Source organism: Sulfurovum sp. MH2-6, from assembly GCF_058374785.1.
This window is the reverse complement of sequence record NZ_CM178170.1, coordinates 2497501-2522894: the sequence shown is the minus strand read 5'-3', so window position 1 is coordinate 2522894 and position 25394 is coordinate 2497501. Positions and strand designations below refer to the sequence as shown.

The 25394-nt window shown below is 44.4% G+C and carries 27 protein-coding genes, 1 tRNA gene and 2 rRNA genes (1 of these 30 running past the window's edge); 15 read left to right on the top strand and 15 right to left on the bottom strand.

What is annotated here, in order from left to right; genetic code table 11:
- Positions 1-48: 48 nt before the first annotated feature.
- The gene (locus AC4JOV_RS12860; RefSeq protein WP_229937190.1) at positions 49-1113 is read right to left on the bottom strand and encodes a YeiH family protein; all 1065 of its coding nucleotides are present in this window, start codon (positions 1111-1113) and stop codon (positions 49-51) included.
- Between the two features lie 126 nt (positions 1114-1239).
- Between AC4JOV_RS12860 and AC4JOV_RS12855 the strand changes: the two genes are divergently transcribed.
- Positions 1240-2178 carry a LysR family transcriptional regulator gene (locus tag AC4JOV_RS12855; RefSeq protein ID WP_229937191.1) on the top strand — a complete coding sequence of 313 codons (939 nt, stop codon included), beginning with the start codon at positions 1240-1242 and terminating at the stop codon, positions 2176-2178.
- Here the strand turns inward: AC4JOV_RS12855 and mobA are convergent.
- From mobA to gspG, 8 genes are all read right to left on the bottom strand, one after another.
- A complete protein-coding gene (mobA, locus tag AC4JOV_RS12850; protein WP_229937192.1) occupies positions 2161-2727 on the bottom strand; it encodes a molybdenum cofactor guanylyltransferase MobA in 567 nt (188 codons plus the stop codon). The genes AC4JOV_RS12855 and mobA overlap by 18 nt on opposite strands.
- Positions 2720-3853, bottom strand: a complete 1134-nt coding sequence (locus tag AC4JOV_RS12845; protein ID WP_229937193.1) for an MFS transporter — start codon at positions 3851-3853, stop codon at positions 2720-2722. Before AC4JOV_RS12845 ends, mobA begins: the two co-directional genes overlap by 8 nt.
- A complete protein-coding gene (locus AC4JOV_RS12840) occupies positions 3850-4347 on the bottom strand; it encodes an RDD family protein (protein ID WP_229937194.1) in 498 nt (165 codons plus the stop codon). The genes AC4JOV_RS12845 and AC4JOV_RS12840 overlap by 4 nt, the downstream gene beginning before the upstream one ends.
- Positions 4347-5126, bottom strand: coding sequence for a TIGR04219 family outer membrane beta-barrel protein (locus AC4JOV_RS12835; RefSeq protein WP_229937195.1), 780 nt, complete (start codon positions 5124-5126; stop codon positions 4347-4349). Before AC4JOV_RS12835 ends, AC4JOV_RS12840 begins: the two co-directional genes overlap by 1 nt.
- 2 nt (positions 5127-5128) lie before the next feature.
- Positions 5129-6343, bottom strand: coding sequence for a type II secretion system F family protein (locus AC4JOV_RS12830; protein ID WP_229937196.1), 1215 nt, complete (start codon positions 6341-6343; stop codon positions 5129-5131).
- A 104-nt stretch (positions 6344-6447) separates the two neighbouring features.
- The gene (locus tag AC4JOV_RS12825; RefSeq protein ID WP_229937197.1) at positions 6448-6873 is read right to left on the bottom strand and encodes a type IV pilus modification PilV family protein; all 426 of its coding nucleotides are present in this window, start codon (positions 6871-6873) and stop codon (positions 6448-6450) included.
- The gene (locus tag AC4JOV_RS12820; RefSeq protein WP_229937198.1) at positions 6873-7406 is read right to left on the bottom strand and encodes a prepilin-type N-terminal cleavage/methylation domain-containing protein; all 534 of its coding nucleotides are present in this window, start codon (positions 7404-7406) and stop codon (positions 6873-6875) included. The genes AC4JOV_RS12825 and AC4JOV_RS12820 overlap by 1 nt, the downstream gene beginning before the upstream one ends.
- A 12-nt stretch (positions 7407-7418) precedes the next feature.
- A complete protein-coding gene (gene gspG, locus AC4JOV_RS12815) occupies positions 7419-7853 on the bottom strand; it encodes a type II secretion system major pseudopilin GspG (RefSeq protein WP_229937199.1) in 435 nt (144 codons plus the stop codon).
- Positions 7854-7932: 79 nt separating this feature from the next.
- On the opposite strand from gspG, the gene AC4JOV_RS12810 reads away from it, so the two are divergent.
- The 10 genes from AC4JOV_RS12810 to AC4JOV_RS12765 all read left to right on the top strand — a co-directional run bounded on the left by AC4JOV_RS12810 (position 7933) and on the right by AC4JOV_RS12765 (position 18516).
- Complete coding sequence (locus AC4JOV_RS12810; RefSeq protein WP_229937200.1) at positions 7933-8832, top strand: hypothetical protein; 900 nt, start codon at positions 7933-7935, stop codon at positions 8830-8832.
- Positions 8810-9733, top strand: coding sequence for a hypothetical protein (locus AC4JOV_RS12805; protein ID WP_229937201.1), 924 nt, complete (start codon positions 8810-8812; stop codon positions 9731-9733). The genes AC4JOV_RS12810 and AC4JOV_RS12805 overlap by 23 nt, the downstream gene beginning before the upstream one ends.
- Positions 9730-10131 (top strand): hypothetical protein, encoded by a 402-nt coding sequence (locus AC4JOV_RS12800; protein ID WP_229937202.1) that lies wholly within the window; start codon positions 9730-9732, stop codon positions 10129-10131. The genes AC4JOV_RS12805 and AC4JOV_RS12800 overlap by 4 nt, the downstream gene beginning before the upstream one ends.
- The gene (locus tag AC4JOV_RS12795) at positions 10119-10634 is read left to right on the top strand and encodes a hypothetical protein (protein WP_229937203.1); all 516 of its coding nucleotides are present in this window, start codon (positions 10119-10121) and stop codon (positions 10632-10634) included. Before AC4JOV_RS12800 ends, AC4JOV_RS12795 begins: the two co-directional genes overlap by 13 nt.
- A complete protein-coding gene (locus AC4JOV_RS12790; RefSeq protein ID WP_229937204.1) occupies positions 10618-11469 on the top strand; it encodes a PDZ domain-containing protein in 852 nt (283 codons plus the stop codon). Before AC4JOV_RS12795 ends, AC4JOV_RS12790 begins: the two co-directional genes overlap by 17 nt.
- Positions 11456-13447, top strand: a complete 1992-nt coding sequence (gspD, locus tag AC4JOV_RS12785) for a type II secretion system secretin GspD (protein WP_229937205.1) — start codon at positions 11456-11458, stop codon at positions 13445-13447. The genes AC4JOV_RS12790 and gspD overlap by 14 nt, the downstream gene beginning before the upstream one ends.
- Before the next feature lie 3 nt (positions 13448-13450).
- The gene (locus AC4JOV_RS12780; RefSeq protein WP_229938392.1) at positions 13451-14962 is read left to right on the top strand and encodes a GspE/PulE family protein; all 1512 of its coding nucleotides are present in this window, start codon (positions 13451-13453) and stop codon (positions 14960-14962) included.
- A gap of 5 nt (positions 14963-14967) precedes the next feature.
- Positions 14968-15516: a PulJ/GspJ family protein gene (locus AC4JOV_RS12775; protein WP_229937206.1), complete on the top strand. Its 549-nt coding sequence runs from the start codon at positions 14968-14970 to the stop codon at positions 15514-15516.
- 80 nt (positions 15517-15596) lie between these two features.
- Complete coding sequence (locus tag AC4JOV_RS12770) at positions 15597-17930, top strand: ATP-binding protein (protein WP_229937207.1); 2334 nt, start codon at positions 15597-15599, stop codon at positions 17928-17930.
- 94 nt (positions 17931-18024) lie between these two features.
- Complete coding sequence (locus tag AC4JOV_RS12765; RefSeq protein ID WP_229937208.1) at positions 18025-18516, top strand: PAS domain-containing protein; 492 nt, start codon at positions 18025-18027, stop codon at positions 18514-18516.
- A gap of 21 nt (positions 18517-18537) precedes the next feature.
- Here AC4JOV_RS12765 and pyrE read toward each other — a convergent pair whose 3' ends face one another.
- The 3 genes from pyrE to secG all read right to left on the bottom strand — a co-directional run bounded on the left by pyrE (position 18538) and on the right by secG (position 20197).
- On the bottom strand, positions 18538-19149 hold the full coding sequence (pyrE, locus tag AC4JOV_RS12760; RefSeq protein ID WP_229937209.1) for an orotate phosphoribosyltransferase: 612 nt from the start codon (positions 19147-19149) through the stop codon (positions 18538-18540).
- 1 nt (position 19150) lies between these two features.
- Positions 19151-19708, bottom strand: coding sequence for a ribosome recycling factor (gene frr, locus AC4JOV_RS12755; protein WP_229937210.1), 558 nt, complete (start codon positions 19706-19708; stop codon positions 19151-19153).
- A 144-nt stretch (positions 19709-19852) separates the two neighbouring features.
- Complete coding sequence (gene secG, locus AC4JOV_RS12750) at positions 19853-20197, bottom strand: preprotein translocase subunit SecG (RefSeq protein ID WP_229937211.1); 345 nt, start codon at positions 20195-20197, stop codon at positions 19853-19855.
- Positions 20198-20298: 101 nt separating this feature from the next.
- On the opposite strand from secG, the gene AC4JOV_RS12745 reads away from it, so the two are divergent.
- Positions 20299-21027 (top strand): methyltransferase domain-containing protein, encoded by a 729-nt coding sequence (locus AC4JOV_RS12745; RefSeq protein ID WP_229937212.1) that lies wholly within the window; start codon positions 20299-20301, stop codon positions 21025-21027.
- On the opposite strand, the gene AC4JOV_RS12740 is transcribed toward AC4JOV_RS12745, so the two are convergent.
- The 3 genes from AC4JOV_RS12740 to AC4JOV_RS12730 all read right to left on the bottom strand — a co-directional run bounded on the left by AC4JOV_RS12740 (position 21014) and on the right by AC4JOV_RS12730 (position 22374).
- A complete protein-coding gene (locus tag AC4JOV_RS12740; RefSeq protein ID WP_229937213.1) occupies positions 21014-21436 on the bottom strand; it encodes a thiamine-phosphate pyrophosphorylase in 423 nt (140 codons plus the stop codon). The two genes, AC4JOV_RS12745 and AC4JOV_RS12740, sit on opposite strands and share 14 nt — an antisense overlap.
- Positions 21429-22118 carry a Bax inhibitor-1/YccA family protein gene (locus AC4JOV_RS12735; protein WP_229937214.1) on the bottom strand — a complete coding sequence of 230 codons (690 nt, stop codon included), beginning with the start codon at positions 22116-22118 and terminating at the stop codon, positions 21429-21431. The genes AC4JOV_RS12740 and AC4JOV_RS12735 overlap by 8 nt, the downstream gene beginning before the upstream one ends.
- 79 nt (positions 22119-22197) lie before the next feature.
- Entirely contained in the window at positions 22198-22374 is a 177-nt protein-coding gene (locus AC4JOV_RS12730) for a hypothetical protein (protein ID WP_229937215.1), read from the bottom strand.
- A 442-nt stretch (positions 22375-22816) separates the two neighbouring features.
- Here AC4JOV_RS12730 and AC4JOV_RS12725 point away from each other — a divergent pair.
- From AC4JOV_RS12725 to AC4JOV_RS12715, 3 genes are all read left to right on the top strand, one after another.
- Positions 22817-24327 (top strand): 16S ribosomal RNA (locus AC4JOV_RS12725).
- 120 nt (positions 24328-24447) lie between these two features.
- Positions 24448-24524, top strand: a tRNA-Ile gene (locus tag AC4JOV_RS12720).
- Positions 24525-24795: 271 nt separating this feature from the next.
- Positions 24796-25394 (top strand): 23S ribosomal RNA (locus AC4JOV_RS12715) (it continues 2273 nt past the right edge of the window).
- The 16S and 23S rRNA genes sit together here with 1 tRNA gene alongside, the layout of an rRNA operon.

The window sequence follows — 25394 nt, the reverse complement described above, 5'->3', positions numbered from 1 at the left end:
TTTGATCCGTCCGCTCATGGCGAAAGGATCATGAGGGAAGAAGAGGTATTAAAATACCGAACAGACCGCTTTGGTCACGATAAATCCACCGATTACCAGCCATACGAACATCGCTGATGCTGTATAGATCGGTGCGAGTCCCAGTCCTTTAAACTTCGCAAAACGTGTTCCCATACCTAGTGCAGTCATTGCCATCGTAAGTAGGAAAGTGTCGATCTCGTTGATCACGCTTACGATATCTGTAGGGACAAGGTGAAGTGAGTTGAACCCAGCCACACCGATGAAGTAGACGGCGAACCAAGGGATCACAAGTTTCACTTTTTCGCTTGCGCCACCCTCTTTTTTTGCACTATAGCTGAGATAGATACCAAGGATGATCAGCATCGGAGCGATCATGATAACCCTTGTCATCTTCACGATCACGGCCGCATCTGCCATCTCTTTCGGTGAACCGGGTACAGAGGCTGGTACAGCCACAACCTGAGCCACTTCATGGATCGTACCACCGACATAGATACCGAACTCCTTAGCCGTCATATGAAGGAATCCCGCAGCAGGTTCTATGATCGCCGTGTAGAGTACCGGATAGAGGAACATCGAGATCGTACCGAAAAGTACAACCATAGAGACGGCGATCGCCGCTTTGTACTCTTCAGACTTCAGTACAGGCTCTGTCGCCAGTACTGCAGCCGCACCACATACCGATGCACCTGAAGCGGTAAGCATAGAGGTGTCCTTCTCCATACCGAAGATCTTGTGCCCCAGCCATGTACCGAGGATAAAGGTAGAAGCGAGCATGATCAGTGAAACAAGGAATCCGGCCATACCTACATCAATGATCTCCTGGAAAGTCAATCTGAACCCGTAGAAGACGATCGCAAAACGAAGGATCTTTTTCGCCGAGAATGTGATCCCTCCCTGCCATGCTTCCGGCGTTTTGTTATGCAGGGTGTTTGCATAGAAGATACCGATAACGATACCGATAACAAGAGGAGAGATACCCAGTGCTTTTACAGCAGGGAAATCTGAGATAAATGTTGCCGCTGCAGCAAAGATCGCTACAAAGAGGATACCGCTGATAGTGTCTTTTCGTTTTTCAGGTGAAAAAGGCATATTCTTCCTTCATAATTTTTTATTATTATTGGAATTATACTGATTTTTAGGTATACTTTCAAAATCAATTAAATTGAACGTAATTTTAAATATTATCAATTATAAATATTATAAGGGAATTTAATCATGAAATTAACACTGAGACAGATGGAGATCTTTATCAATGTAGTTGCTTCAGGTCACCTTACCAATGTGGCAAAAGAGATGAATCTCAGCCAGTCGGCAATCTCCATGTCCATCAAGGAGCTGGAGAATATTCTCGGGCGTCCCGTGTTTGACCGTATCAATAAAAAATTGGTGCTCAATGAAGTGGGAAGAGCCTTCTATAAAGAGATAGAACCTATCTATAGAAAGCTTTCCGATATCGAATTTGAATTCAAGAACTCGGAAAACAAGGGAGTGATCCGTGTGGGCGCGAGTACCACGATCGTGGATTACCTGATGCCATCTATTATCTGCAGCTATATGAGTGCCTATCCTGATGTGAAGATCACACTGAAAGAGGGAAATACCAAAGAGATCGCACAGATGATCGAGGATGGAACGATCGATATCGGTTTTGTGGAAGGGTTTGTCTCCGGATCGGATATCGTGAAAGAGAAGATCGGTGTGGATGAACTTATCGTGGTCACTGCAGACAAAGAGCTTGCCCAAAAACCTGTATTTATCGATGAGATTGCCAAAAACCGTTGGGTACTCAGAGAACCGGGATCGGGGACTAGAGAGGTTTTCCTTGACTATATCAAAGAGAAGGTTGACAGTCTTAATATCTTTTTGGAGCTTGGACATACCGAATCGATCAAGAGTATTCTAAATAACCGCTCCTGCCTGACCTGTCTTTCCAAAATTTCGGTAGAGAATGAACTCAAAAGCGGAAAGCTTTTCGAGGTACCTGTGAAAAACTTCGACTGTAAAAGAGACTTTCTGATGATCCACCATAAAGATAAGTATCAAAGCTCTCTTTTTGAGAAGTTTGTCTTCTTCTCCCGTAAACTGATGGTACAGATGATCGAAGAGCAGAGATGTGCCATTGACCTGGCAAAAGAACTAGCGAAGTCGTCTTAAGGCCTCTTGGTACTCTTCGGGACGGTTGAGGTTCAAAAAGGGCGCTTTGGTCTGAAACCGTACCCTTTTTGTCTGCATATTTTCAAGCAGCATCGTAAGACGATGCTCTTCTTTCTCCAGCATCCTCTTTGCTTCAGGCAGGATAGAGCATTTGTAGATCCCGCACAAAGGTTCTGCTCCATGGGGGCTCTCTGCTACGACAATATCATACCCTTTGCGCTCTTCTTTCATCAGTCTCTCGATCACACTCTTATCGACAAACGGTGCATCTACACTGAGGATAAAGACCTCAGATGCATCCAGGTTTTCAAAGACCGAGATCAGTGCGGCAAGAGGTGAATGCACATCATAGTTGTCCGGGATGATTTCACACTGGAAGTCAAACTTGTCGGATTTGGCCGAGAGGTAGACCTTTTCAAACAATTGATTCAGGCGACGGTATTGATACTCGCTGAGCGAATCGTATCCTGCAAATGCAAGCTGTGACTTATCCTCCCCCATACGTGAACTTTTTCCTCCGGCAAAGATAACTGCAGGCATCTTATACATCGGTTTCTATCCTCTCTCTGCGTTTTTGATGGATATAAAGCGCCCCTGCACCCAAAAGTGTGATGATCGCCTCATACAAAAAGAGGTTCTCCCCGTAGAGTTTACCCGAGAGTAGTGCCCCTACTGAGCCGCCAAGACCGAAAGCGATCCCCAGGAAAAACTGCTGGGCAAGCTTCTTTTGCGTATAGAGTGAGTAGACATAGGTGATCGCAGCCGTATGGTAGAGTGCAAAGCTCACTGCATGCAGTGACTGTGATGCAAATGTCAGGGGCAGTGAATCAGGAAAGGCCCAGAGGATCATCCATCTAAATGCCCCTGTGAGCATGGCAAACTGTAAAATACGCAGCAGGTTGCGCTGAAGCAGCGGACCTTGATAGTAGAGCATAAGGATCTCGCAAAGCACGCCAAAGCTCCACATCCAGCTGACCACTTCAAGGGAGACGCCGTGGGCGGTCTCGTAGATGGTAAAGAAGTTGTAAAATCCGCCGAATCCTACCTGCATCAAGAAAGCAGAAACCCAGAATGCCCAGTACGTGGAGAGGGAAAAACTTTTGTCAGATTCGCTTGAGGTGTGTGGTACCTGGTCGTAACGTACCAGCATAGCACCGAAAAGCAGGGTGATAAAGCTCACTGAACTCAGGTAGTAAAATGCCTCCAGGGGTGTATCAAGTACGCGGCCAAGCCAGAGTGCGATACCGGTAAAGCCCATTGATCCCCAAAGACGTACTTTCCCGTAGTCACCTTTTTGCAATGAGGAGAGTGCTATGGTCTCAACATAAGGCAAAGAGACACCGACCGCTGCGCCATAGAAGAGATTGGCAAGCAGATAGAGCCAAAAAGAGTGCGAGGTGGTGATAAAAATCAGTGTAGCCATCAGTGCGAAAAAGAGCGAGAGGATATAGACCTTCGGTGTCAAGTTCAAGAAGTGACGAAAAGCAAAAGGCAGCAGGAAGCGCATAAAAGGCGCAGCCATATAGATGATACCCACTTTAAATTCTGTATATCCAAGGTCGGTTAGTACCTTAGGCATGAAGATGACATAGACACCCACCCCTGCAAAATAGAAGAAGTAGTAGGCACTCATCAGCAGTGCAAAGAGGCTTCTGAGAGGATAGGTATGTGTCATATCTTTTTGATTACGGCAGTGTTGCTGAGCAGGTCATGCAGGGTTTTACGGTCTTTTCTGAAGAACATCATCACCCATCCGATGATCGAGAAAAAGGAGAGCAGGGCACAGAGGTTTCGAAACAAAATGATGAAAAACGAAGGTTTCTCACCGCTGCTCTCATCGATAAGCATCAGATCATAGGCACGATACCCGGGAGTTTGGGCCGTTTTCGCCAAAAAGAGTGTCTGTACGATCACCAGGGGTATAAGAATATAGATCCATCCCAGCATCTTGTGTTCTCCGAATGCTTCCCTTCCTCCCATGATCAGATAGAAGACAATATACATGATCGGCATCATGAGCATAAAACTATCGGTGATAAATGCTTTGACCTTATCCCCCAGCGAAGCATAGGGATAGGCAAAAGAGGGGTTTGCTTCAGAGTGCGGCGTCTCCTCGGAGACTTTTTTCTGTTTGATATCCCTGAACCGCTTTTTCTGTTTACTGCCCATTAGAAGTCCCATACCAAAGCAGCATAAGGCCCTTTGAAATCTACATCGATGGCCAGATCGGCACCCAGGTCATTATCTTCCAGGTGTATTAGACGGTATCCCCCTTCGATCCCCAGACCCATATCGAAGGTATAGCGCAGTGTAAAGAGTGCATCATACATGGTAGAACCTGAGTAGCTGATTGCATTGAGTTCAGCCTGAACCATAAGGTCAGTGCTCGGCAGATCAAAACGTGTCTTAAGATAGACCATCGGGATCCACTCATCATACTCTGCTCTCTCCGGATCATACTCATAGGACTGGTTCATCATGGTAGTAGTGGTCTCAACATAGATATCGCCGTAGATATGTCGCATAGTCAGACCGGTATCGAGGCTGACCCAGTTGTCGAGCAGTTCGTAGTAGAGAGTGACATCGAAAGCCTGCATATCCATGGTGTTATAGATATCCCCCGTAAAGCCGCTGATACCTCCCCAGCTAAAGTCGCTGACCTTTCCGGAACCTTCATGAGAAAAATCATTGTACTCCAGTTTGATATTGGGAAGATAGGGGAGAGGATGTTCAAAATAGGCTTTGAAGAAGAGATCCTTGGACTCTCCCCAGTGAAGGGCGTCTTCGACAGAAGTTTTGGCCTCTGTATCGTAGAAATCATAAGTTGCATACCCCTTTGGCGTATGACTGTATACTCCCAAAGAGAGTTCTCCTCCGATAGTGTCCGCATTGACAGGAATAGAGACAAGCAGGGGTAAAAAAACCGTTTTGACAAGTGATCGAATCATTATTATGCTCCTCCCAGGCTCATACTGAAGATAGGTAAGAGCATCGCAGCTACGATGACCCCGACAATCAGCCCGATAAAGAGCATCATTGCCGGTTCAAGCAGGCTTAAGAGCAGTTTGAGCCTGTCTTCGTTCTCTTCAGTATAGAGTTTTGAGATATTATTTAAGATATGTGCCACTTCACTGGACTCTTCTCCCAGAGCCAGTGACTGCATAAAGTTGCGTTTGGGTCTGAACCCTCTGGTCATCTGCAGGGCATTAGAGAGCTTATTCCCCTCCATGACCTTTCCGGATGCTGTCTCAAAGAGTTCTTTGAGGACGACATTTCCGAATGTTGCAGTCGAAAGTTTTACTGCATGTGCATAGGAGACCCCGGAATCCAACATCAGTGAGAGGATATAGGAGAAACGTCCAAGCTCATGGTTTTGTATCAGTGTGCCTATCACAGGAACCTTCAGCCACATTCTATCTACCAGACGGTGGAAGAGATGGAGGTATCTATAGGCAACCTTATAACCGATCACCAGCACAAGAAAGCTGACCAGAATGGCAATATAGTGTTGTGTCAAAAAGTTGCTGATACCGAGTACAAACTGTGTGATAGGGGGGAGTTCCTGATTGTTATCCTCAAAGATACCGACGATCTTTGGTACGACAAAAGAGATGAGGAAGCCGGTCATTCCTATCGCTACGATAAAGATAAAAAGCGGGTAGACCATGGCATTCCCCACCTGTTTTTTGATCTTGTTCTGTGCGGAAAAGAAGTTTCCCATATTGACAAGTACTTCCACCATTTTCCCGCTCTGTCCTGCAACATTGAGACTCTGGAGGAAAAACTCAGGGAGGCTATAGACCTTTTGGGCCTGCAGTGCATTGTAAAGTGATTTTCCCTCATCGATCATTGTTTTGAGCGAATTGAGAAAGGAGACATACCTTTTCTCCCCTTCATGCTGGTTCTCCAGGAGCTTGATCGCAGTCAATACCGTCATTCCTGAATTGAGGTAGGAGGAGAGCTCTTTGGCAAAGGTACTGAGAAGTTCACCGGGCATCACTCTTTTGGAGAAAGACTCTATAGAGAGCTGTGTCGTAGGCGCCAGAGTCTCATAGTAGATATGCTGTGAACGGAGCTTCTGTGCTGCTTCGTCATGTGATGCGGCAGTGACTGTACCTTTGACTTTTTTACCGGTATTATCAAATCCTTTATACTTAAAAAGCATTTGTTTGAGCATCCTTGGAGTAGTGAGTTCTTGTTAGCATTATAGCTTGTTTATCTAAGAGGAATAAGCGTTTTTTTGCAGCCATTTTCAAAGATACAATCTTTTTAAAATGAATTCAGTTTAAATTGAAAATAGCTGGAAGAGTATTGATCTCTAAGGATCACCTTGCTAACTTCGGCATTGAGTGTACTCCCCTCGGGAGAAGGGAGAGTGAGCGGTTCGGGTACGATGATCTCCCTGGTGATTTTTTTGAGGATCGTTTTGCTCTCATCATCTAGGTTCTTAAAGTGCGGCTGAATGATCTCGTAGGCACTCTTCTCCTTTTTATGATACTTTGAACTGTCATCCAGCAGGTAAAAAGAGTCAAGAAAGGCAGCTTTGTTCCGTTGGGAGAGATAGACGGCATTCTCTTCGCTTCTTGAAGAGATCTCCATAAGAGAGAGTACGACAAATGCGATGATCATCACTGAGACGATCACCTCTATCAGGGTAAATCCGGCGCGCTGCCCTTTGAGAGTTACCATAGCCATTAGTAAAAATCCCCCCTTCCTGATACCAGTTTGGTATCTTTCAGCCAGAGCTCTTTGGCTGCATCAAGAGAATCGACCTTTTGCGGTTTTCCAAAATAGGAAGGGAGATAGAAGATGCCCTCAGGTGTGTCGAGCACCGCTTTCGTACTGCTGCCGTTGGGATAGAAGTTTAGTTTGAGGCAGACTTTTTTATCGTTATATCTGCCATATTCAGCAAGGGAGAGATCATTATAGGCATCGAGCAGGTAGACTTCCGTGTTTTGAAGGTTTGAACCGTTTTCATACTCTTCATAGTCGTTATCCATGCCTTGTCTGAGATAACAGCTTTTACATTTGTCGATACATAACAGTGTGGTCTCTCCGTTCAGCATACCGGCATCGGAGAGTGAAGATTTGAGCGTAAGCGGGCTCAAGGGCTTTGGTTTCGCCTCCTCTTTGCTGAAGTAGCTGAAAACCAAAGTGTAGATGGTTACGATCAGAAAGATGACGATCATCAGCTCAATAAGCGTAAATCCTTTCCGGAACGTTTGCATAGTATGCTTTTACTACTTCTGGCACTCTTTGGTAAAGAAGATATCACTTGCGTACTCTTCCCCACCCTCTTTCCTGTCTGTTCCATAGCTGATAAGTTCTACTTTTCCGCCTTCATTGATATAGATAAAAGGTGTCTGCCATGCATCTTTAGGAAGGCGTTCCATATAAGGTTTCGGACGATAGTTCGGATACTTGTCCGCATCAGGGTTTGAAAGAAGCGCTTCGATACCCTCTTCTGTTTCAGGAAAGCTACCGTTGTCCAGTCTGAACATCTTTAAGGCTTTTTCGACTTCTGCCATCTGTATACATACCTGATCTCTTTTCGCTTTATCCGCCGAATCCATCAGTGAAGGTGCGACCATACTTACCAGCAGTCCCAAAATAGCGATGACTATCAGCAGCTCGATCAGTGAAAATGCCTTTCTGAGATTTGGTTGTTTATTCATAATGATTAAGTCCTTGTATTATTTCTTTTGTTATAATAACTAAAATTGTGAACAAATTCTACTTCAACAGAGCTTTTATATGGATAAACCTTGGTTTTACCGACAGCGAAAAGGTATAGCCCTTTTAATTACCTTGATCACGATCGCTGTTATGATGGTGCTGGTAGGTACACTGATCAGTGCACTGGGCAGCGTACAAAAAGACTCAAGAAATACCGCATCCCTGCTTCAGGCAAATGTCTACTATACAAATATCGTCAATATTTTTAAAAAAATCAAGGATAAAGAGCTGCTTTTCTCTACGCTCTATCTGGCACCTATCCCTTTTGCAACGGAAGAGGAGAATCTTCTGATGACGGTGGGATGCCGTCCTCTTGCCAATGGTATCAATATCAATTGGCTGGGGTTGGAAAATGATACCAAAATGTATCCAAACTATGCTATAACCCAAAAACTTTTTGATGCAGTCAGCGCTACATACAATCTTTCAGATCCGGTAATGCTGGAAGAGATGCTGCTTGAAGCGATAGGAAACGACAGCGGGTTTCAGCAGAAGTTTCATAGCAGACTTCTGCAAAAAAGAGGTATAATAAATTATCAGCAATTTGCACATATCCTGGAGAGATACCGACTAGAAGCGGATGATCCTGTGGTGACCGCTATACCCTGGGAGAAACTCTTCTCCTTCACCACTGAAACGAACGTGACGGACGGGGACTATATGTCTGCAGAAGCCGTGTCGGTACTTTTTGATATGGAACTCTCTGTGGTAGAGGAAGAGTGGATAGCCGGTAGCGATGCATTAAAGACATTTACACAGAGCTATGGCCTGGAGTATGATAAGAAGATCTTTTCACAGAAGTTTGTAGAAGAGGCGGAGTGTGAGGTTACATATAGGTATGCGGATGAACCATACAGATTTACATTCGTATACAGTCAAGGAGAGGTAAAGCATTTTGAATTTTTTGGAAGACAATAAAAAGCTTGTATTGATCCATCGATCAATGCCGGCAGTGGAGACAGAACGGGCTATCAATGTAATGCTCACTCCGCAGTTTTACACACTAAAAAAAGAGACCCTTCCTGTAAAATTTGCCTATCAGGCAAAAAATATCGCAGCTTCTATGTTTGAAGGTATGCTCGAAGAGGGGAAGAACTATGAGTACTTTGTTTTCAGAGAGGGGGAAACGTGGGTATTTATCGCCTACTGTCTGGAAGAGATCACCGCATTTTTTAGAGACAAAGGTCTCGCTCCCGAATCTATCTCAAAACTTTTTTTTGCCCAGCAGGCTCTCTCTGACTTTACACAGCCCTACCTTTTAAGTGACAAAGAGGTGTTGACCGTACTGGATGATACGGTTGTGGTGATACCAAGATCTGTAGTAGGGGATGAAACAGTTAAGACTACGCTGGATATTCCAAACCCTTCGAAAGGCATTGCACTGCAGAGCAGCTATGCCTCACTTTTGAGCTTTAGGCAGTCATTGGGTTTTGCAGCCATATTCATACTTTTTGCCCTGCTCTTCATTGTAGAAGGGGCACGGTATGGGGGAGATGGCAAAGAGAGTAAAGCGGAGCTTGAAAGTTTGATCGCAGCGAACCCTTCTCTGTCAAGCCAGTATACAAGGAAAAGCATCGCAACAAAGTACCGAAAGATCGATCAGGTAGAACGAAAAAAAAGAGAAGCGGTGAAAGTACTTGTAGATATGATCTATAAAGGGGTAGAGTTAAAGAACCTCCATATAGATGACAAAGGTTTTTATGCAGACTATACAGTCAAAGAGGCCAGAACGGTCAAACGCATGGAGAGTGATGCTAAAAAAGCGAACTTCACCGTACAGAAAGCCGCCGATGGTATGAAAGTAGAGGGAAAACTATGAATTTCAGGCGATATCAAAATGAACTGATCGCAGGTGTCTCCTTTTTACTCATGCTTGGTGCGTTTCTTTTCAAGCAGGGAGAGATCAGCGGACAGGAAGAGCGGGCGAGAGTGCTGCAGGATTCTGTCTCAGAACTGAAAGAGGTGATCTCACTCAAAGAGATCTGGGGCGCCAAAGAGCTCGGCAAAAAAGTGAAAACACTGCAGAGCGTTGTCCCCTCCCAAAAAGTGAAGTGGCAGCAAAAAAGCAAAAAAGTAATCGCAAGCTATCAAGGTCTCAGCGTCAATGAGCTCAATAGTCTCATGAAAAAACTACTCAATCTGGGAGTTGAGATAGAGCTTTTTGATGTGAGAAAAGTGAGTACATACTATAATGTGGAGCTAAGATGCAAATGGTAAAAAAGATACTCACTCTCATTGTCGTTCTATGGCTTGCCCTGATCGTCATGATGCCAAAGCAGGAGATCTACTATCTTCTTGAACAGGAGTTGGCGAAACAGGATATCAAAATCAGCTCTGAGAAGATCCGTGAGGGGTGGTTCACTTTTACTCTCAAAGAGCCTTCTATCTATGTCAAAGGTATCAAGGTCGCAACCGTAGAAGAGTTGGAGGTTTTCACACTGCTCTTTTATACCAGGGGGTCACTGAAAGGTCTCCTGCTTGATCGTTCACTTGAAAGATTTGCTCCAAGAGAGGTCGATCAAGCGGTAGTCACACACAGTGTGGTAAACCCTCTCAATATGATGATCACTGCAAGTGGTATATTTGGAGAGGCTGATGGAAGCGTGAATCTTATGGAGAGACAGCTCAGGATGAGGTTTTCCCAGAGTAATAAGCTTGGGATGCTGCGCTCAAAGCTGAAAAAAGATGGAGAAGGTTGGTTATATGAAACATCTTTTTAAGTCCGAGAGAGTGAAACAGGCCATGGTTATTTTGGCTCTCCTGCTTTTTGTAAAGTTGGTATGGGTGGTGGTCTCACTCCTCTGGCTGCCTACCGAAGGAGTAGAGTATAGAGAAGATAAGGGAGTAAAAAACCTCTACTATAGAGTCAGGCTTGCTGTAGACAAGCAGCCTGCAAAAGTTGTGAAGAAGGTGATACCGAAAGCAAGCATCAAGGATATCGATCTTCTTGGGATTTACAGCGCTTCGGACATTACGGTCGTAACGGTCAAATACAAAAGAAAAACAAAAGTACTCTCCAGAGGCGAGACGGTGAACGGTTTTGTGCTGGAAGGGGCGGGAAGTGATTTTGCAACGTTTAGCAAAGATGAGAAGCTCTATACGGTGACACTGTTTCAGCCCAAGAAGGGAAGCGGGGGTGTAGGCAGTATTACGACGGTAAAGGGTTCTGACGAAGAGAGCTCAAAAAAGGCCGAGGATAAAGAGCAAGAGGTTTCCGGAGAGATCGTAGATGCCGGAGACCGAAAACTTGTCGACAAGTCCCTGATCACGCATTATGCGACGAATATGGGCGATATCTTTAAGGATATCGGGATCAAGGATATCAAAGAGGGCGACAGTGTTAAAGGCTTTCAGGTAAGCTTTGTCCGCAGAGGAAGCCACTTTTCCAAACTGGGTTTACAAAGAGGGGATATCATAAAGTCTGTCAACGGACAGGAGATCAACAGCTACAATGCTGCCTTTGGTATCTATAAAGAGATTCAAAATATAGAAAATCTGACACTGGTCATCGTCAGAGACAATCAAGAGATGGAGTTAGAGTATGAAGTTAACTAAGATTATTTTAGGGGTTCTGTTGATCCTTTCCGTAGGATTGCAGGGATTGCATGCAGATGAGGAGACCGTTGAGGTCAATTTCCGTGACCTGAGTGTCAAAGATTTTGTTGAGATGGTTTCCAAAATCATGCAGAAGAATATTCTTATCGAGGAACAGTTGAAAGGGAAGGTAAACTTTGTCTCTACCAAGCCGATCAAAAAGAGCTCTCTCTTTACCCTGACCAATGTGATTCTCAGCAGTAAAGGGTTGACACTGATAGACCAGGGTGAGTTTTACCGGGTAGTCAAAAGTAATAATGCTGCCGCTGAAGGAGTGCCGGTGAGTGGAAGTATCAAGGGGGAGACACTCAGAACCGTCATGTTCCCGTTGAAAAATACCAATGCCGCGGTCGTACGTGCCAAGATCAAACCGCTCTTAACCAAAAATGACAAAGTGATCTCCTTTAAGGAGAACAATGTATTGGCAGTGACGGCACAACCAAGAACACTGGCTTCCATCTCCAAAGTGATCAATGCGGTGGAGGAGAGAGGGGAGAAAACCTCTGTTGTGGTAAGGTTGAAAAACTCCAGTGTGAAAGATATCTTCTCCAATGCCAGCAACATGGCAAAAAAACTCTTCCCTCAGACTATCGAGAGCGAAAAGGTAGATATCTTTGAAGACGGTGCAACAAACTCTATCATCATCATAGGAGAGCCGTCAAATGCAAGACGTATGGTCAAGTATATCAGACAACTCGATATCCAGGGAGAGAGTGTCACCCAAAAGATGTATGTTATCAGACTCCAAAACTCCAATGTCGAGGAGATGGAAAAGATCATGAGCCAGCTTATCTCACAAATGAACAATATGACCCCGGACAAACCTGTAAAAAAAGGGGAGAAACCTCAAAAGGCAATGGTGGTTTCCGATATAGAGAGAAATGCCCTGATCATCCTTGCAACCTCCGAACAGATGAAAAATATCAGGGAAACGGTCAATAAGATCGATATCCCGAAAGTACAGGTCTATGTCAAGGCACGTATTGTCGAGGTCAACAAAAACCTCGCAGCACAGATCGGGATGCGTTACGGGTTTGAAGGCGGTGCGATCACTTCACAGGGACTCTTCTCTGCCGCTTCCAATATGGGAGCCTCGTCACTGCTTGTCTCTCCGACACTCCTCGGTTTCCTCAATACGCAGCAAACTTCTTATGTCGGAGATACTGTTGTAACTACGGATAATAGGGCTTTTGAGTTCGATAGCAATATCTCAAAAGTCTTTGCACTGGGGGCACAGCTGGACCTGCTTGAACAGAACGGCGCGGCACATATCCTCAGTGAGCCCTCCATCCTCTGTACCAACAACAAAGAGGCAGAGATCTATGTCGGGCAGACACAGTCTATCCTGACCCAGGCACAGCAGTCGACACAGGGACAGGGAAATATCATCAACAACTACTCCAGAGAGGATATCGGGATCACCCTGAAGGTGAAACCAAGACTCTCAAGCAACAACCAGGTGACGCTCGAGGTGGTGACCGAGATAGAGGATGTACTGCCGGGATCATCTGCTTCGACGGACAGACCGACAACGACCAAGAGAAAAGTGACGACCAATGCTATCGTGAACAACGGTGAGACGATCATCCTGGGAGGGTTGATCAAACGCTCCACGGGAGAGGGTAAATCACAGATACCGTTACTGGGCGATATCCCTATTATAGGGGAGTACCTCTTCAGCAGTAACTCCGATGTCGAGAGTGAAGAGAATGTCGTGATCTACCTGACACCGTATATTGTAAGAAAAAGCGGGGATCTACAGAAACTCAGAGCGGTACTTGCCGAGCTTGAGGAGGTACAGCAAAGATACAATACCCTGGTCCATGATGGGCTTGAAAATGGTGCACTGACATCTCCTGAAAGCAAGGGAGGAAACCCCGCCAGCCAAAGGATCAAACACAAGCCTAAAAGCAACTTAGCTATCTTGGACGAGGAGTAGATGATGCACTTTTCACGTCTGCAGGATGTAGACCTTGAAGCGTTATGGGAAGAGGAGATCAACCATAAGCTGGCGATCAAGCACTCTCTGCTTTTCAGTACAGTTGAAGAGGAAAAGGTGTGTATCGTAGAGGAGAAGAGACTCGCAGATGCACTCAACCATCTCTCAAAACTTGATCTGGATTATCCGATCTATCTTGTGGATGCAGAGAGTTTTGAACGGCTGAAAAATAAATTTTTGGAGATCCAGACCGGTAGCGATTTTGAAGAGATGTCAACTACCTCTGAAGAGCTGATTGAGGTTGAAGCGGATCTTTTGGAGTTTATCAGAAACTCTCAGGACCTTCTATCCAGTGAAGAGTCAGCACCGATCATCAAACTGGTCAATTCACTCTTTTTCCAGGCGATTCAAAAGGGTTCGAGTGATATCCACATCGAGAGCGGCGAACGCAAAGGGGAGGTGCGTCTGCGTATCGACGGGGCGCTGAAGAAACATATCGATCTGGAGAAAAATATCGTAGGACTTGTGATCAACCGTATCAAGGTCATCTCAAGTCTGGATATCTCAGAGAAGCGTGTACCTCAGGACGGGCGTACACAGATTATGATCTCCGGAAAAACGATCGATGTCAGGGTCTCTATCCTGCCGACCTATTATGGTGAGAGGGTGGTGATGAGGATCCTCTCCCAAAGTGAGCACATCCCGACACTTGAATCACTGGGTTTCCAGCCTGATATCACAAAAGATCTCAATAAACTGTTGAACCATGCACACGGCATGATACTAGTGACAGGACCGACAGGCTCGGGTAAGTCTACCACACTGCACGCCTGTCTGCAGCATATCGCCACACCGGATAAAAATATCATTACGGTAGAAGACCCGGTAGAGTACAATGCGGAGAATATCTCCCAAATCCAGGTCAACAGCAAAGTGGGGCTTACGTTTGCTGCAGGACTTCGTTCTATTTTGAGACAGGATCCCGATATTATCATGGTGGGTGAGATCCGTGACTCGGAGACTGCAGAGATCGCACTGCGCTCTGCACTTACAGGACACCTGCTCCTCTCTACCCTGCATACCAATGATGCAACGTCGGCACTGAGCCGTCTGATCGATATGGATATTGAAAGCTTCCTTATCTCGTCTACTCTGCTTGGTGTCCTGGCACAGAGGCTTACAAGAAAACTCTGTCCCGAGTGTAGAGAGGCCAAACCGCTGGCAAGACATATCACCGAGGAACTTGCCATCGATCCCGAAAAGCTCTATTTTCATGCCGTAGGCTGCAAAGCATGTGACTTTACCGGCTATAAGGGGAGACAGGTGATCGGTGAACTCTTTATCATCGACGACCATGTGAAGGAGATGATGAAGGAGGGGGCGAATGATCATGAGATCCGTGAGGCGATGAAAAAAAGAGGGATGAAAACCATTGCCGATAAACTCAAAGATCTGCTTGTCGCCGGTGAAACAAGTTATGAGGAAGCCCTGCGTGTCGGGCTGATGGATGGATAATCACCGTGCAGCAACGTAAGGCCTTTACTCTGCTGGAGGTACTGATCTCTATCGCACTGTTGACACTTGTGATGCTTGCTCTGAATCGGAGTGTAGCGATGTTGCGTGACTCCAATACACACCTGTTTGATTACCTTCGAACAGCAAAGACCGAGACAAAAGTACTCAATACACTCTATAGGGATATCATCGGATCAGACGGTAACCTGACGATCTCCAAAGATGAGTTCTCAAGGCTCTGTATCGAAGAGACAAGCAATTCATTGTATGAACTGCCTACCGCAAAAGTATGCTGGGTAGTGCTAAAGCAGGATAACACCCTGATCCGTATAGAGGGGAATAACTACCATCTTCCTGTTGGGTATGAAGAACAGGTAGAGGTAGATCTGCTGGTAAAAAACCTTGAACTCTTTGATACCTACCAGGAAAAAGACAAAGTATTGGTGTTGATGAAAGAGCGCGGCAAAGAGGCAATGGGCTTTATGATACAGGGGGTTGCAAAGTCAGAACCCAAAAAAAAGAAAAACGCTAAAACCAGCTCTGGAAACCCGTAGACTCCAGGTACAAACCGTCAGTCCGGTTACGCGATCATAATTTTGTTACAATACTTACTGCAACTAGAGAGGAGTAAGTTATGTCAAAGAGCTATGAGAAACTAGGTCTTTTTTATCTGGGTAAAGATGTTGATAAAGAGACAATGCAGGCGACACAAGCCCTTACCTTGTTAAAAAATAAAAACTTTACGACACATGCAGCGATCATCGGGATGACAGGATCGGGAAAAACCGGTTTGGGGATCGGTATTATTGAAGAGGCAGCCTTGGATAATATCCCTTCGATCATCATCGATCCAAAGGGAGATATGGGAAATCTCTGTTTCACTGATCCGGAATTTTCTGCAACTGCCTTTGAACCCTGGGTAGAAGAGGAGGCAGAGAGCAAAAATGAAGATATCACTTCTTATGCCCGTGACAGTGCAGTGCTCTGGAAAGAGGGGATTCAAAATTGGGATCAGGAAAGCGATCGTATAGAAAAATTTCATGCTGTCGAGAAGACGATCTATACGCCGGGGAGTTCTGCCGGTGTTGCGATCAATGTACTGAACTCCCTTGAAAGACCCTCTTCGGAAGTGATGGCGCAGGGAGATACACTGGCTGCCTATCTTAAAAGCACCGTGACGGGTCTTCTTTCGTTTGTAGGGATTGATGCTGACCCTTTGGAGTCCAAAGAGTATATCCTTGTGGCACAAATCCTTTCAAAATCCTGGATCAACCAGGAAGCATTAACTATCCAGGAGTTGATCGGTAAGATTATTGCCCCTTCATTTGATCATATAGGGGTTCTTCAGCTTGAGGATTTCTATCCTCAGGAAGAACGATTTACTTTGGCAACAAAGTTCAATGCCCTGCTTGCGTCCCCAGGTTTTTCACAATGGCTCAGGGGAGAAGAATTCGATATACAAAAGCTGCTGTATGATGAAAACGGAAAGGCTAAAATAGCCATCTTCTCTATCTCTCACCTTAATGATAATGAACGGATGTTTTTTGTCACCCTGCTTTTGAACAGATATATCGCATGGATGCGACATCAAAGTGGTACATCAGCCCTTAAAACGATACTCTATATGGATGAGATATTCGGGTTTTTCCCGCCGACGAAGAACCCGCCGAGCAAAGAGCCGATGCTGCTGCTTCTGAAACAGGCACGTGCCTTTGGTGTAGGAGTGGTACTCAGCGCACAAAATCCTGTAGATATAGACTATAAAGGTCTCTCCAATATCGGTACATGGTTTATAGGACGTCTGCAGACTACCCAGGATATCGATAGAGTGATAGAAGGACTTGGAGGAAAGATAGGCTCAACTTTCTCAAAAAATGAGATCAGAAATATCCTGTCACATCTTGCAAAACGGACTTTTTTTCTCAAGAGTGCACATCTGGATAAAATTCGGCTCTTTACGACAAGATGGGCTCTCTCTTACTTAAAAGGACCGCTGAACCAGACAGAGATCTCCCGCCTTATGCAGGGAAAAAAGATAAATCAAAGTGCTCATGAGAGCAGAACGCTTTCAGAGGAACCGTTTGATCAGGATTTTGAACCTTATCAGAAGATTGATGACTCTATAGCACAGTATTTTGAGCCGGATATCGTAGAGAAAAACCACTTTGTACCTTATTTATGTGCTAAAGCTAAAGTGCACTTTTATCAGGAGAGAAGAGCGATCGATGAGGAGTATGCGTATCTGTTTGAACTTCCTCTTGATTCTAAAGGGAAGGATCTTGATTGGCAGAGGTTACATGAGATAGAGGAGGATTTCTCTCTCTATGCGCGTACAGCACCGAAAAATGCAAAATTTGGAGCATTGCCTCAGGTAGTTTTGGCGGACAAGGGATTAAAACGTATCAGAAGCGAACTGGAAGAGAGACTCTATCGAACGCAAAAATTGGAGCTTTTTAGATCAAGATCACCTAAACTGGAATCAAAAGCAGGGGAGAGTCGTACTGACTTTATCATACGCTTGCAAGATAAGCTGAATGAATCCAAAGAAGATGAGATCGAGAAATTGAAAGAGCGCTATTCAAAAAAAGAGAAGATGTTGTTAACACGGCTTGCACGTGCCAAAGAACGTGTGGAGAAAGAGTCTTCTGATTCGAACTACTCTATCATAGAGACAGGGATTGCTATACTTGGAGCACTATTGGGACAGACGACTGGCAGCAAGATCGGTACAGCAGTCAGAAAGGGCAGCAAAGTAATGAAAGAGCATGGTGATATCAACAGAGCCCGGGAGCGAGTGAATGAAGCAGAAACAGCACTGGAAGCATTGGAGTATGAGTTAGAAGATAAAATTGATCTCTTAAATGAAAAGTACGATATAGATAATCATGAGATCGAAGACTTCGGTATCAAACCAAGAAAGAGTGATATCACTGTTGAACGATGTGCCGTTGTATGGAGAGTATTTTAGGGGTGTTGTAAAAAAGTATTATATTAAAATTAATTATGTTATGATATTAAATAAAATTTCTTATTAATGGTATGGAAGAAAAGAAGGGAGCGTGATGGAACTCTTTACGAATGTAAAAACAGGTAAAACAGTGATGCGGGATGCTCCTCAGGAGAGCAAGATTGTGTATGATGGCAAAATGATGATCCTGGAGATCGATAATGATGGGATTATTACCTATGCCAACCGTACTTTAAGGGATATGCTCGACTATGATAGAGAGGAGATTATAGGACTACCCTACACTGTGAGCTTCCATCCTGATATGCCCCAAGGGCTTTATACACAGGCATTTAAGGTTGCAGACGAGGGAAAAGTATGGTCTGGTTATGAAAAGTCCATTACCCGTAACGGTCAGTACTTTTGGAGTGCGGTATGTGTGCAGCCGAAGTATGAAATGGATCAGTCCATTAATGGATACATTATCAGGAAAAAACCACCTGAAGAAGATATTATCAGAGAAGTGCAGAAAGAGTATTCGCAACTCGCTTCACTCAATCTGGCAGAGTGCAGCAGTGAGTTCTGCGGAGAACTCAACTTTCATTAATGTATAGGTGTTAAACCGGAATCAGCCTTTGCTTCCCGGTTTAATTGCTTCACTCTCTCCGCTTTTACAGAGTGGACACTCTTCCGGTGAATAGATCTCGAAAGTAAAATCTCCCAGTGCGAAGAACGGTACGTCAGCCGGCAGTTGACACTCAGGCTTTGCTTCTATATCGCTGCCTTCCCGGTGACAGAAGCCTCTGTTTGCCAGTGAAGCAAAGGCAACAACCTTACCGCCAAGTGCTTCGATCGCTTTTGCAGCTTTCAGTGCAGAACCTCCGGTGGTGATGATATCTTCACAGATGATCACCTTTTCACCCTCTTTGATATCGAAACCGCGTCTAAGTTCCATCCCACCTTTGCCATCTTTCTCTACAAAGATCGAACGGACATCGAGTGATCTAGCCAGCTCATATCCGGCGAGTACACCACCAAGTGCAGGTGCACATACGGTTTCTACCTCTATACCTGCCTCTTTGATCATTGCTGCGAGGGCATCCGTAAGCGCTGCAGCTTTTTTAGGATACTCGAGTACTTTGGCACTTTGCAGGTATCTGCTTGAGTGGTTACCGCTGGCTAGAAGGAAGTGCCCCTCCAGCAGTGCATTGGCGTCTTTGTAGGCTTGCTCTACGTTCATCTTATACCTTTAGGATATCTGCTTCTTTTGCTTTGAAAGCATCATCGATTTTTGCTACGTGATCATCAGTAAGCTTTTGGATCTGCTCTTGTGCTCTTTTTGACTCATCTTCGCTGATCTCTTTATCTTTTTCAAGCTTTTTGATCTTATCGTTTCCGTCTTTTCTTACGTTTCTTACGGATACTTTCGCATGCTCAGTCATTGACTTAGCCTGCTTTACGATCTCTTGACGTTGTTCTGTGGTCATAGGCGGGAAGAAAAGCTTGATAAAGTCACCGTCATTGTTAGGGTTGACACCGATGTTTGCTTCCTGGATCGCTTTTTCGATCGCTCCCAGAAGTGGTTTCTCCCATGGTGTGATAGCGATTGTTGTAGCATCTGTAGCAACTACACTCCCTACTTGGTTAAGGGGTGTAGGGTTTCCATAGTAGTCTACTTTGATATTGTCTACGATGGTAGTCGTAACTTTACCGGTTCTAAGTGTTCCAAAATCACGCTTAAGTGCTTCAATACTTTTATCCATATTTGCTTTGGTCTGTTCAAATACCTCATTTACCATATCGTTGCTCCTTGGTATAAATTAAGGAATTTTACCCTTTTTTACCTTTTTTAGTACTTCAAAGAATGTAGAGTAGGGTGATTAGTTGTGATCTAAAAAGAGTCGTGAATTATTTTCCAGGAAGAGTGATCCTCCTGGTAAGATTTACTGTGCAGGTGCTACAGGAGCAGCAGGTCTGTCTGTTCCTGCCGGAGTAAGAGGAACTGCAGGTGCATTATCACCTGTAGTGCTCATTTCGATAGTATCTGCTACCGAACGTTTGTTTTCGCTAGTATAAAGGTATCCTAGTGCCAGTGTGTTTATAATCAACAAAAGTGCCAACGTAAAAGTAAGTTTTGTTAAAAATCCAGTCGGTCCTTTTGCACCAAATACAGACTCGTTACTTCCACTATATGCGCCAAGTCCTATACTTGAACTCTTTTGAAGAAGAACGGCAATGGTAATTGCAATGGCCAATACTATTTGTACAATTAAAAGTGTAGATGTCATCAATGCCTCTTTTTAAAATATCAGTAGCCCAAATGAATTTTGGGTATAATGGCGCGATTATATCTAAAAAATTATGAAACAGTGATGAAGATGGAGATGGTGTGTCCAATAAAGTCAAGAAACAACCTAGTGCAGTCAAAGGATTTTCAAGATTTGCGCATACCTATGATCAGTACAATATGATACAGGCCGAAGTGGCAGAAGCGCTTGTTTCCCGTTTAAAGCAATCGCACTACTCCACTATTATAGACATCGGTTGCGGAAGCGGTGCAGTAATAAAAAACCTTAAAAAACGCGCTATCTCTTTTGACAAATTTATTGCTGTAGATCTCTCTGAAGAGATGCTCTCCTTGCACCCCTCTGCAGCAAATATCTATCAATGTTGTATCGATTTCAGCACTCATGATGCATTTGATGCATTATGTGGCGATAAAGAGGCTTTAGTGCTCTCCTCTTCTGCGCTTCAATGGAGTAAAGATCTGGATCTCACTCTTTCACGGCTTGTCAAGTGTGGCAAGAAGGCCTACTTTGCGATCTTTACTTCAGGGACATTTAAAACACTCCATCAATGTGCCGGCATCATATCCCCCATCTATAGTGATGAAGCCCTGAAAAAGGTGATTTCCCGCCATTACGAGGCAACCTTTATGCTGCAGTCTTATCAGTTGACCTTTCCCAATACAAAAGAGATGTTGCGTTATATCCAAAAAAGCGGTGTCAGCGGCGGAGAGAGACAGTTAGGATTTAAGGAGATGAAGCGCTTGATGGAGGAGTATCCTCTCGATTATTTAGAGTTTGAAGTACTCTTTGTGGAGGCTAAACCTCTTTAGCCGAGTGTTTGAGAAAGAATGCTTTTTCAACCCCATAAAGACCATACCTGACCTCTTTTGCAATTTCGGACAGTGCGGGATCTATGAGTTTAAAGCTCTCTTCAAGCACTCTTGCAGACTCCTGTGCCCTTGAAAAATTTGCAATGACAAGATCTGTGATACTGCTGCGTGTTAGTTCGCTCTCAATGCTCTTTTTCTGTACATCATTTTCTATATCTCTAAAATGCAGGCGTTCCAGCGAGTAGATGGTCTGTAGTCTGTGTCGAAGTGTTTTGAGTTGTGAGGTGAGAGAGGCATCATCATAGATATAACGGTTAATATCCTCTATGACACGGATACCCTCTTTGAGGCGGTTCAAGTTGGCATCGATAAGACGCGCAACTTTCTCCGAAGTTTCCGATTTAGTCATCGTTTCCAAAAATTCCTAGAAGCTGGAGGATCGCAGTAAACATATTGAGGAAATCAAGATATAGCGATAGTGCTGCATCTACCGGTGAGTCATAGGCACCGTTTGCGATATTTTGCGTATCGTAGATCGTAAAGAAACTAAAGAGCAGCAAGATACCTGCAGTGATGATGATATGCATCATTGGACTTTGAAGCAGGAAGTAGTTTACGAGTGATCCAATGATAATAACGATCAGCGTGATAAAGAGCGGTTTACCCCAGCTGGAGTAGTCACTTTTACTGTTGATGGCAAAAAGGCTGAGTGCACCGAAAAGCACAGATGTCATCAAGAATGCATTTCCGATTACAGCACCATTCCCCGCACCGATCAATGCTGCCAAAAGTGGAACGAGTGAAACACCTGTTGTGAATGTAAAGACAAATAGCGCTGCAAGATTTAGACCTGGCTTGTTTCTTGTCATCCCCAATCCGATAAAGAGCATAAAGAGTTCAAAACCGAAGATGAACCACTTATACTGCATTACGACATGTGCATAAGGCATAGTAAGGTATGCACCAACTGCTGCAGCGATCATACTCGCAGCCAAAAGCTGATAAGTCTGTTTCATAAAACTGACAGAAGCACCCTCTTGAACATAACCAGTTTCTACTGTGTTACTATAGTTTCTATCATATAGAGCCATTTTATATATTTCCTTTTTATAGATGAATTTTAACGCTAGTATAATTTTCTTTGTTTAATCTAAGATTAATCACAGGCACTTATTGTGCACTACGCTCTTTTTGGAGTTCCATATACTCTTTTTTTGCCAACTGTGCTTCGGTCTGATTCTCCCGAATTTGAGTATTTGCAATAGAAGCATCCGAACCATGAGGTTCAGGTTCATTCATACATGCCGTCACCAATAAGGCAATAGGTAAAATGAGTAAAAAACGCATAGTTTCTCTTTTTATAAAATTTGATGTGTAATTGTATGATATTTTCATCTGATAAATCAATAACTACGGTTGTCTATTTAGCTATCTCGATTATATATGAGAAGATTTAACAAAAAAACAATGAAATGAAACAGTTTATATATTATTATGTAAGTAAAATAGTGAAATCTAAATAAAATTGCATTTTTTTTAATTTTTTTTAGAAAAACCCTTGACAAGGGGAGCGTTTTTGTCTATAATTCCCGTCCACAAACACAGAGACCTTAACCGAGTGGGTTGAGAGAGTGCGAGTGAATGATCTTTGACAACCAAATATAAGTAAACAAATCAACGTCTATTTGAGATTTAATTTTTGCACCTTTTAATAAAAAGGTGATAAAAGAGTTAAACTTAATTAGAAATAGTTAAGTGATTCTTTGACAATGGTTCAAGCCATTCATTTTTAATGGAGAGTTTGATCCTGGCTCAGAGTGAACGCTGGCGGCGTGCTTAACACATGCAAGTCGAACGGTAACAGCAGAAGCTTGCTTCTGGCTGACGAGTGGCGGACGGGTGAGTAATGTATAGCTAATGTGCCCCTTGGAGAGGGATAGCCACTGGAAACGGTGATTAATACCTCATACTCCTTCTATCTTAATGATAGTTGGGAAATGTTTTTTCGCCAAGGGATCGGGCTATATGGTATCAGTTAGTTGGTGAGGTAATGGCTCACCAAGACGATGACGCCTAGCTGGTCTGAGAGGATGATCAGCCACACTGGAACTGAGACACGGTCCAGACTCCTACGGGAGGCAGCAGTGGGGAATATTGCACAATGGGGGAAACCCTGATGCAGCAACGCCGCGTGGAGGATGACGCATTTCGGTGTGTAAACTCCTTTTATATAGGAAGATAATGACGGTACTATATGAATAAGCACCGGCTAACTCCGTGCCAGCAGCCGCGGTAATACGGAGGGTGCAAGCGTTACTCGGAATCACTGGGCGTAAAGCGCGCGCAGGCGGTTTGATAAGTTGGATGTGAAAGCCTACGGCTCAACCGTAGAACTGCATCCAAAACTGTCAAACTAGAGTCTGGGAGGGGAAGATGGAATTAGTTGTGTAGGGGTAAAATCCGTAGAGATAACTAGGAATACCAAAAGCGAAGGCGATCTTCTGGAACAGTACTGACGCTGAGGCGCGAAAGCGTGGGGAGCAAACAGGATTAGATACCCTGGTAGTCCACGCCCTAAACGATGAATGTTAGTCGTCGGGATGCTAGTCATTTCGGTGATGCAGTTAACACATTAAACATTCCGCCTGGGGAGTACGGTCGCAAGATTAAAACTCAAAGGAATAGACGGGGACCCGCACAAGTGGTGGAGCATGTGGTTTAATTCGAAGATACGCGAAGAACCTTACCTAGCCTTGACATTGATAGAACACTTTAGAGATAGAGTGGTGCCCTTCGGGGAACTTGAAAACAGGTGCTGCACGGCTGTCGTCAGCTCGTGTCGTGAGATGTTGGGTTAAGTCCCGCAACGAGCGCAACCCTCGTCACTAGTTACTAACGGTTCGGCCGAGGACTCTAGTGAGACTGCCTTCGCAAGGAGGAGGAAGGTGAGGACGACGTCAAGTCATCATGGCCCTTACGGCTAGGGCGACACACGTGCTACAATGGGCAGGACAATGAGACGCGATACCGCGAGGTGGAGCAAATCTATAAACCTGTTCTCAGTTCGGATTGTACTCTGCAACTCGAGTGCATGAAGCTGGAATCACTAGTAATCGTAGATCAGCCATGCTACGGTGAATACGTTCCCGGGTCTTGTACTCACCGCCCGTCACACCATGGGAGTTGATTTCACCCGAAGCGGGGAAGCTAAACTGGCTACCCTCCACGGTGGAATCAGCGACTGGGGTGAAGTCGTAACAAGGTAACCGTAGGAGAACCTGCGGTTGGATCACCTCCTTTCAAGAGTATACAACTGATGTCTCTCACAAGACATCAGTTCAACATCAGATAGCGTTGGATTGTTTACCAAGCTTATGTTTGGTTGTCTAAGGTCATTATGATCTTTAAAAGACAATATATGGGCGTATAGCTCAGCTGGTTAGAGTGCACCCCTGATAAGGGTGAGGTCCCAGGTTCAAGTCCTGGTACGCCCACCATATATATGTTTAATAGAAGTACTTCATGAGTGTTTCTATTAGACATAAAGTCTAAATGTTTTTTAACTTATTATTGTTAAGAGTCTAACGTAATGTTGCATGGTAAATGAATTACTTCATATATCATAAACAAATTACAATTTAACAGAAAATTATCAGAAATGATAATCTTTCATGTGCAAACTCATAAAAAAGCATACTTTTATTAGATAAAGATGAATCATGTAAAAATGACTCAGATTGCATTTAATAAGGTAGTACCTTAGAATTAAATAAATTAATCTAAGGGCAGATGGTGGATGCCTTGACCAGGAGAGGCGATGAAGGACGTACTAGGCTGCGATAAGCCAGGGGGAGCTGCCAAGAAGCATTGATCCCTGGATTTCCGAATGGGGCAACCCAGCATGTGGTGACGCATGTTACTCTTTCGAGAGAGCGAACGTAGGGAAGTGAAACATCTCAGTACCTATAGGAAAAGAAATCAACCGAGATTCCCAAAGTAGCGGCGAGCGAAATGGGATTAGCCCTAAAGAGTTTAAGGTGTTAGTAGAATAAGCTGGAATGCTTGACCAAAGAGGGTGAAAGTCCCGTATACGAAAACTAATTAGACTTTATTCGAGTAGGTCGGGACACGTGGAACCCTGACTGAATATGGGAGGACCACCTTCCAAGGCTAAATACTACTCCAGGATCGATAGTGAACCAGTACCGTGAGGGAAAGGTGAAAAGAACCGCGGTGAGCGGAGTGAAATAGAACCTGAAACCATCTGCCTACAATCATTCAGAGCCCTATGATTTATCAGGGTGATGGACTGCCTTTTGCATAATGAGCCTGCGAGTTGTGGTGACTAGCGAGGTTAAGGAAACCCG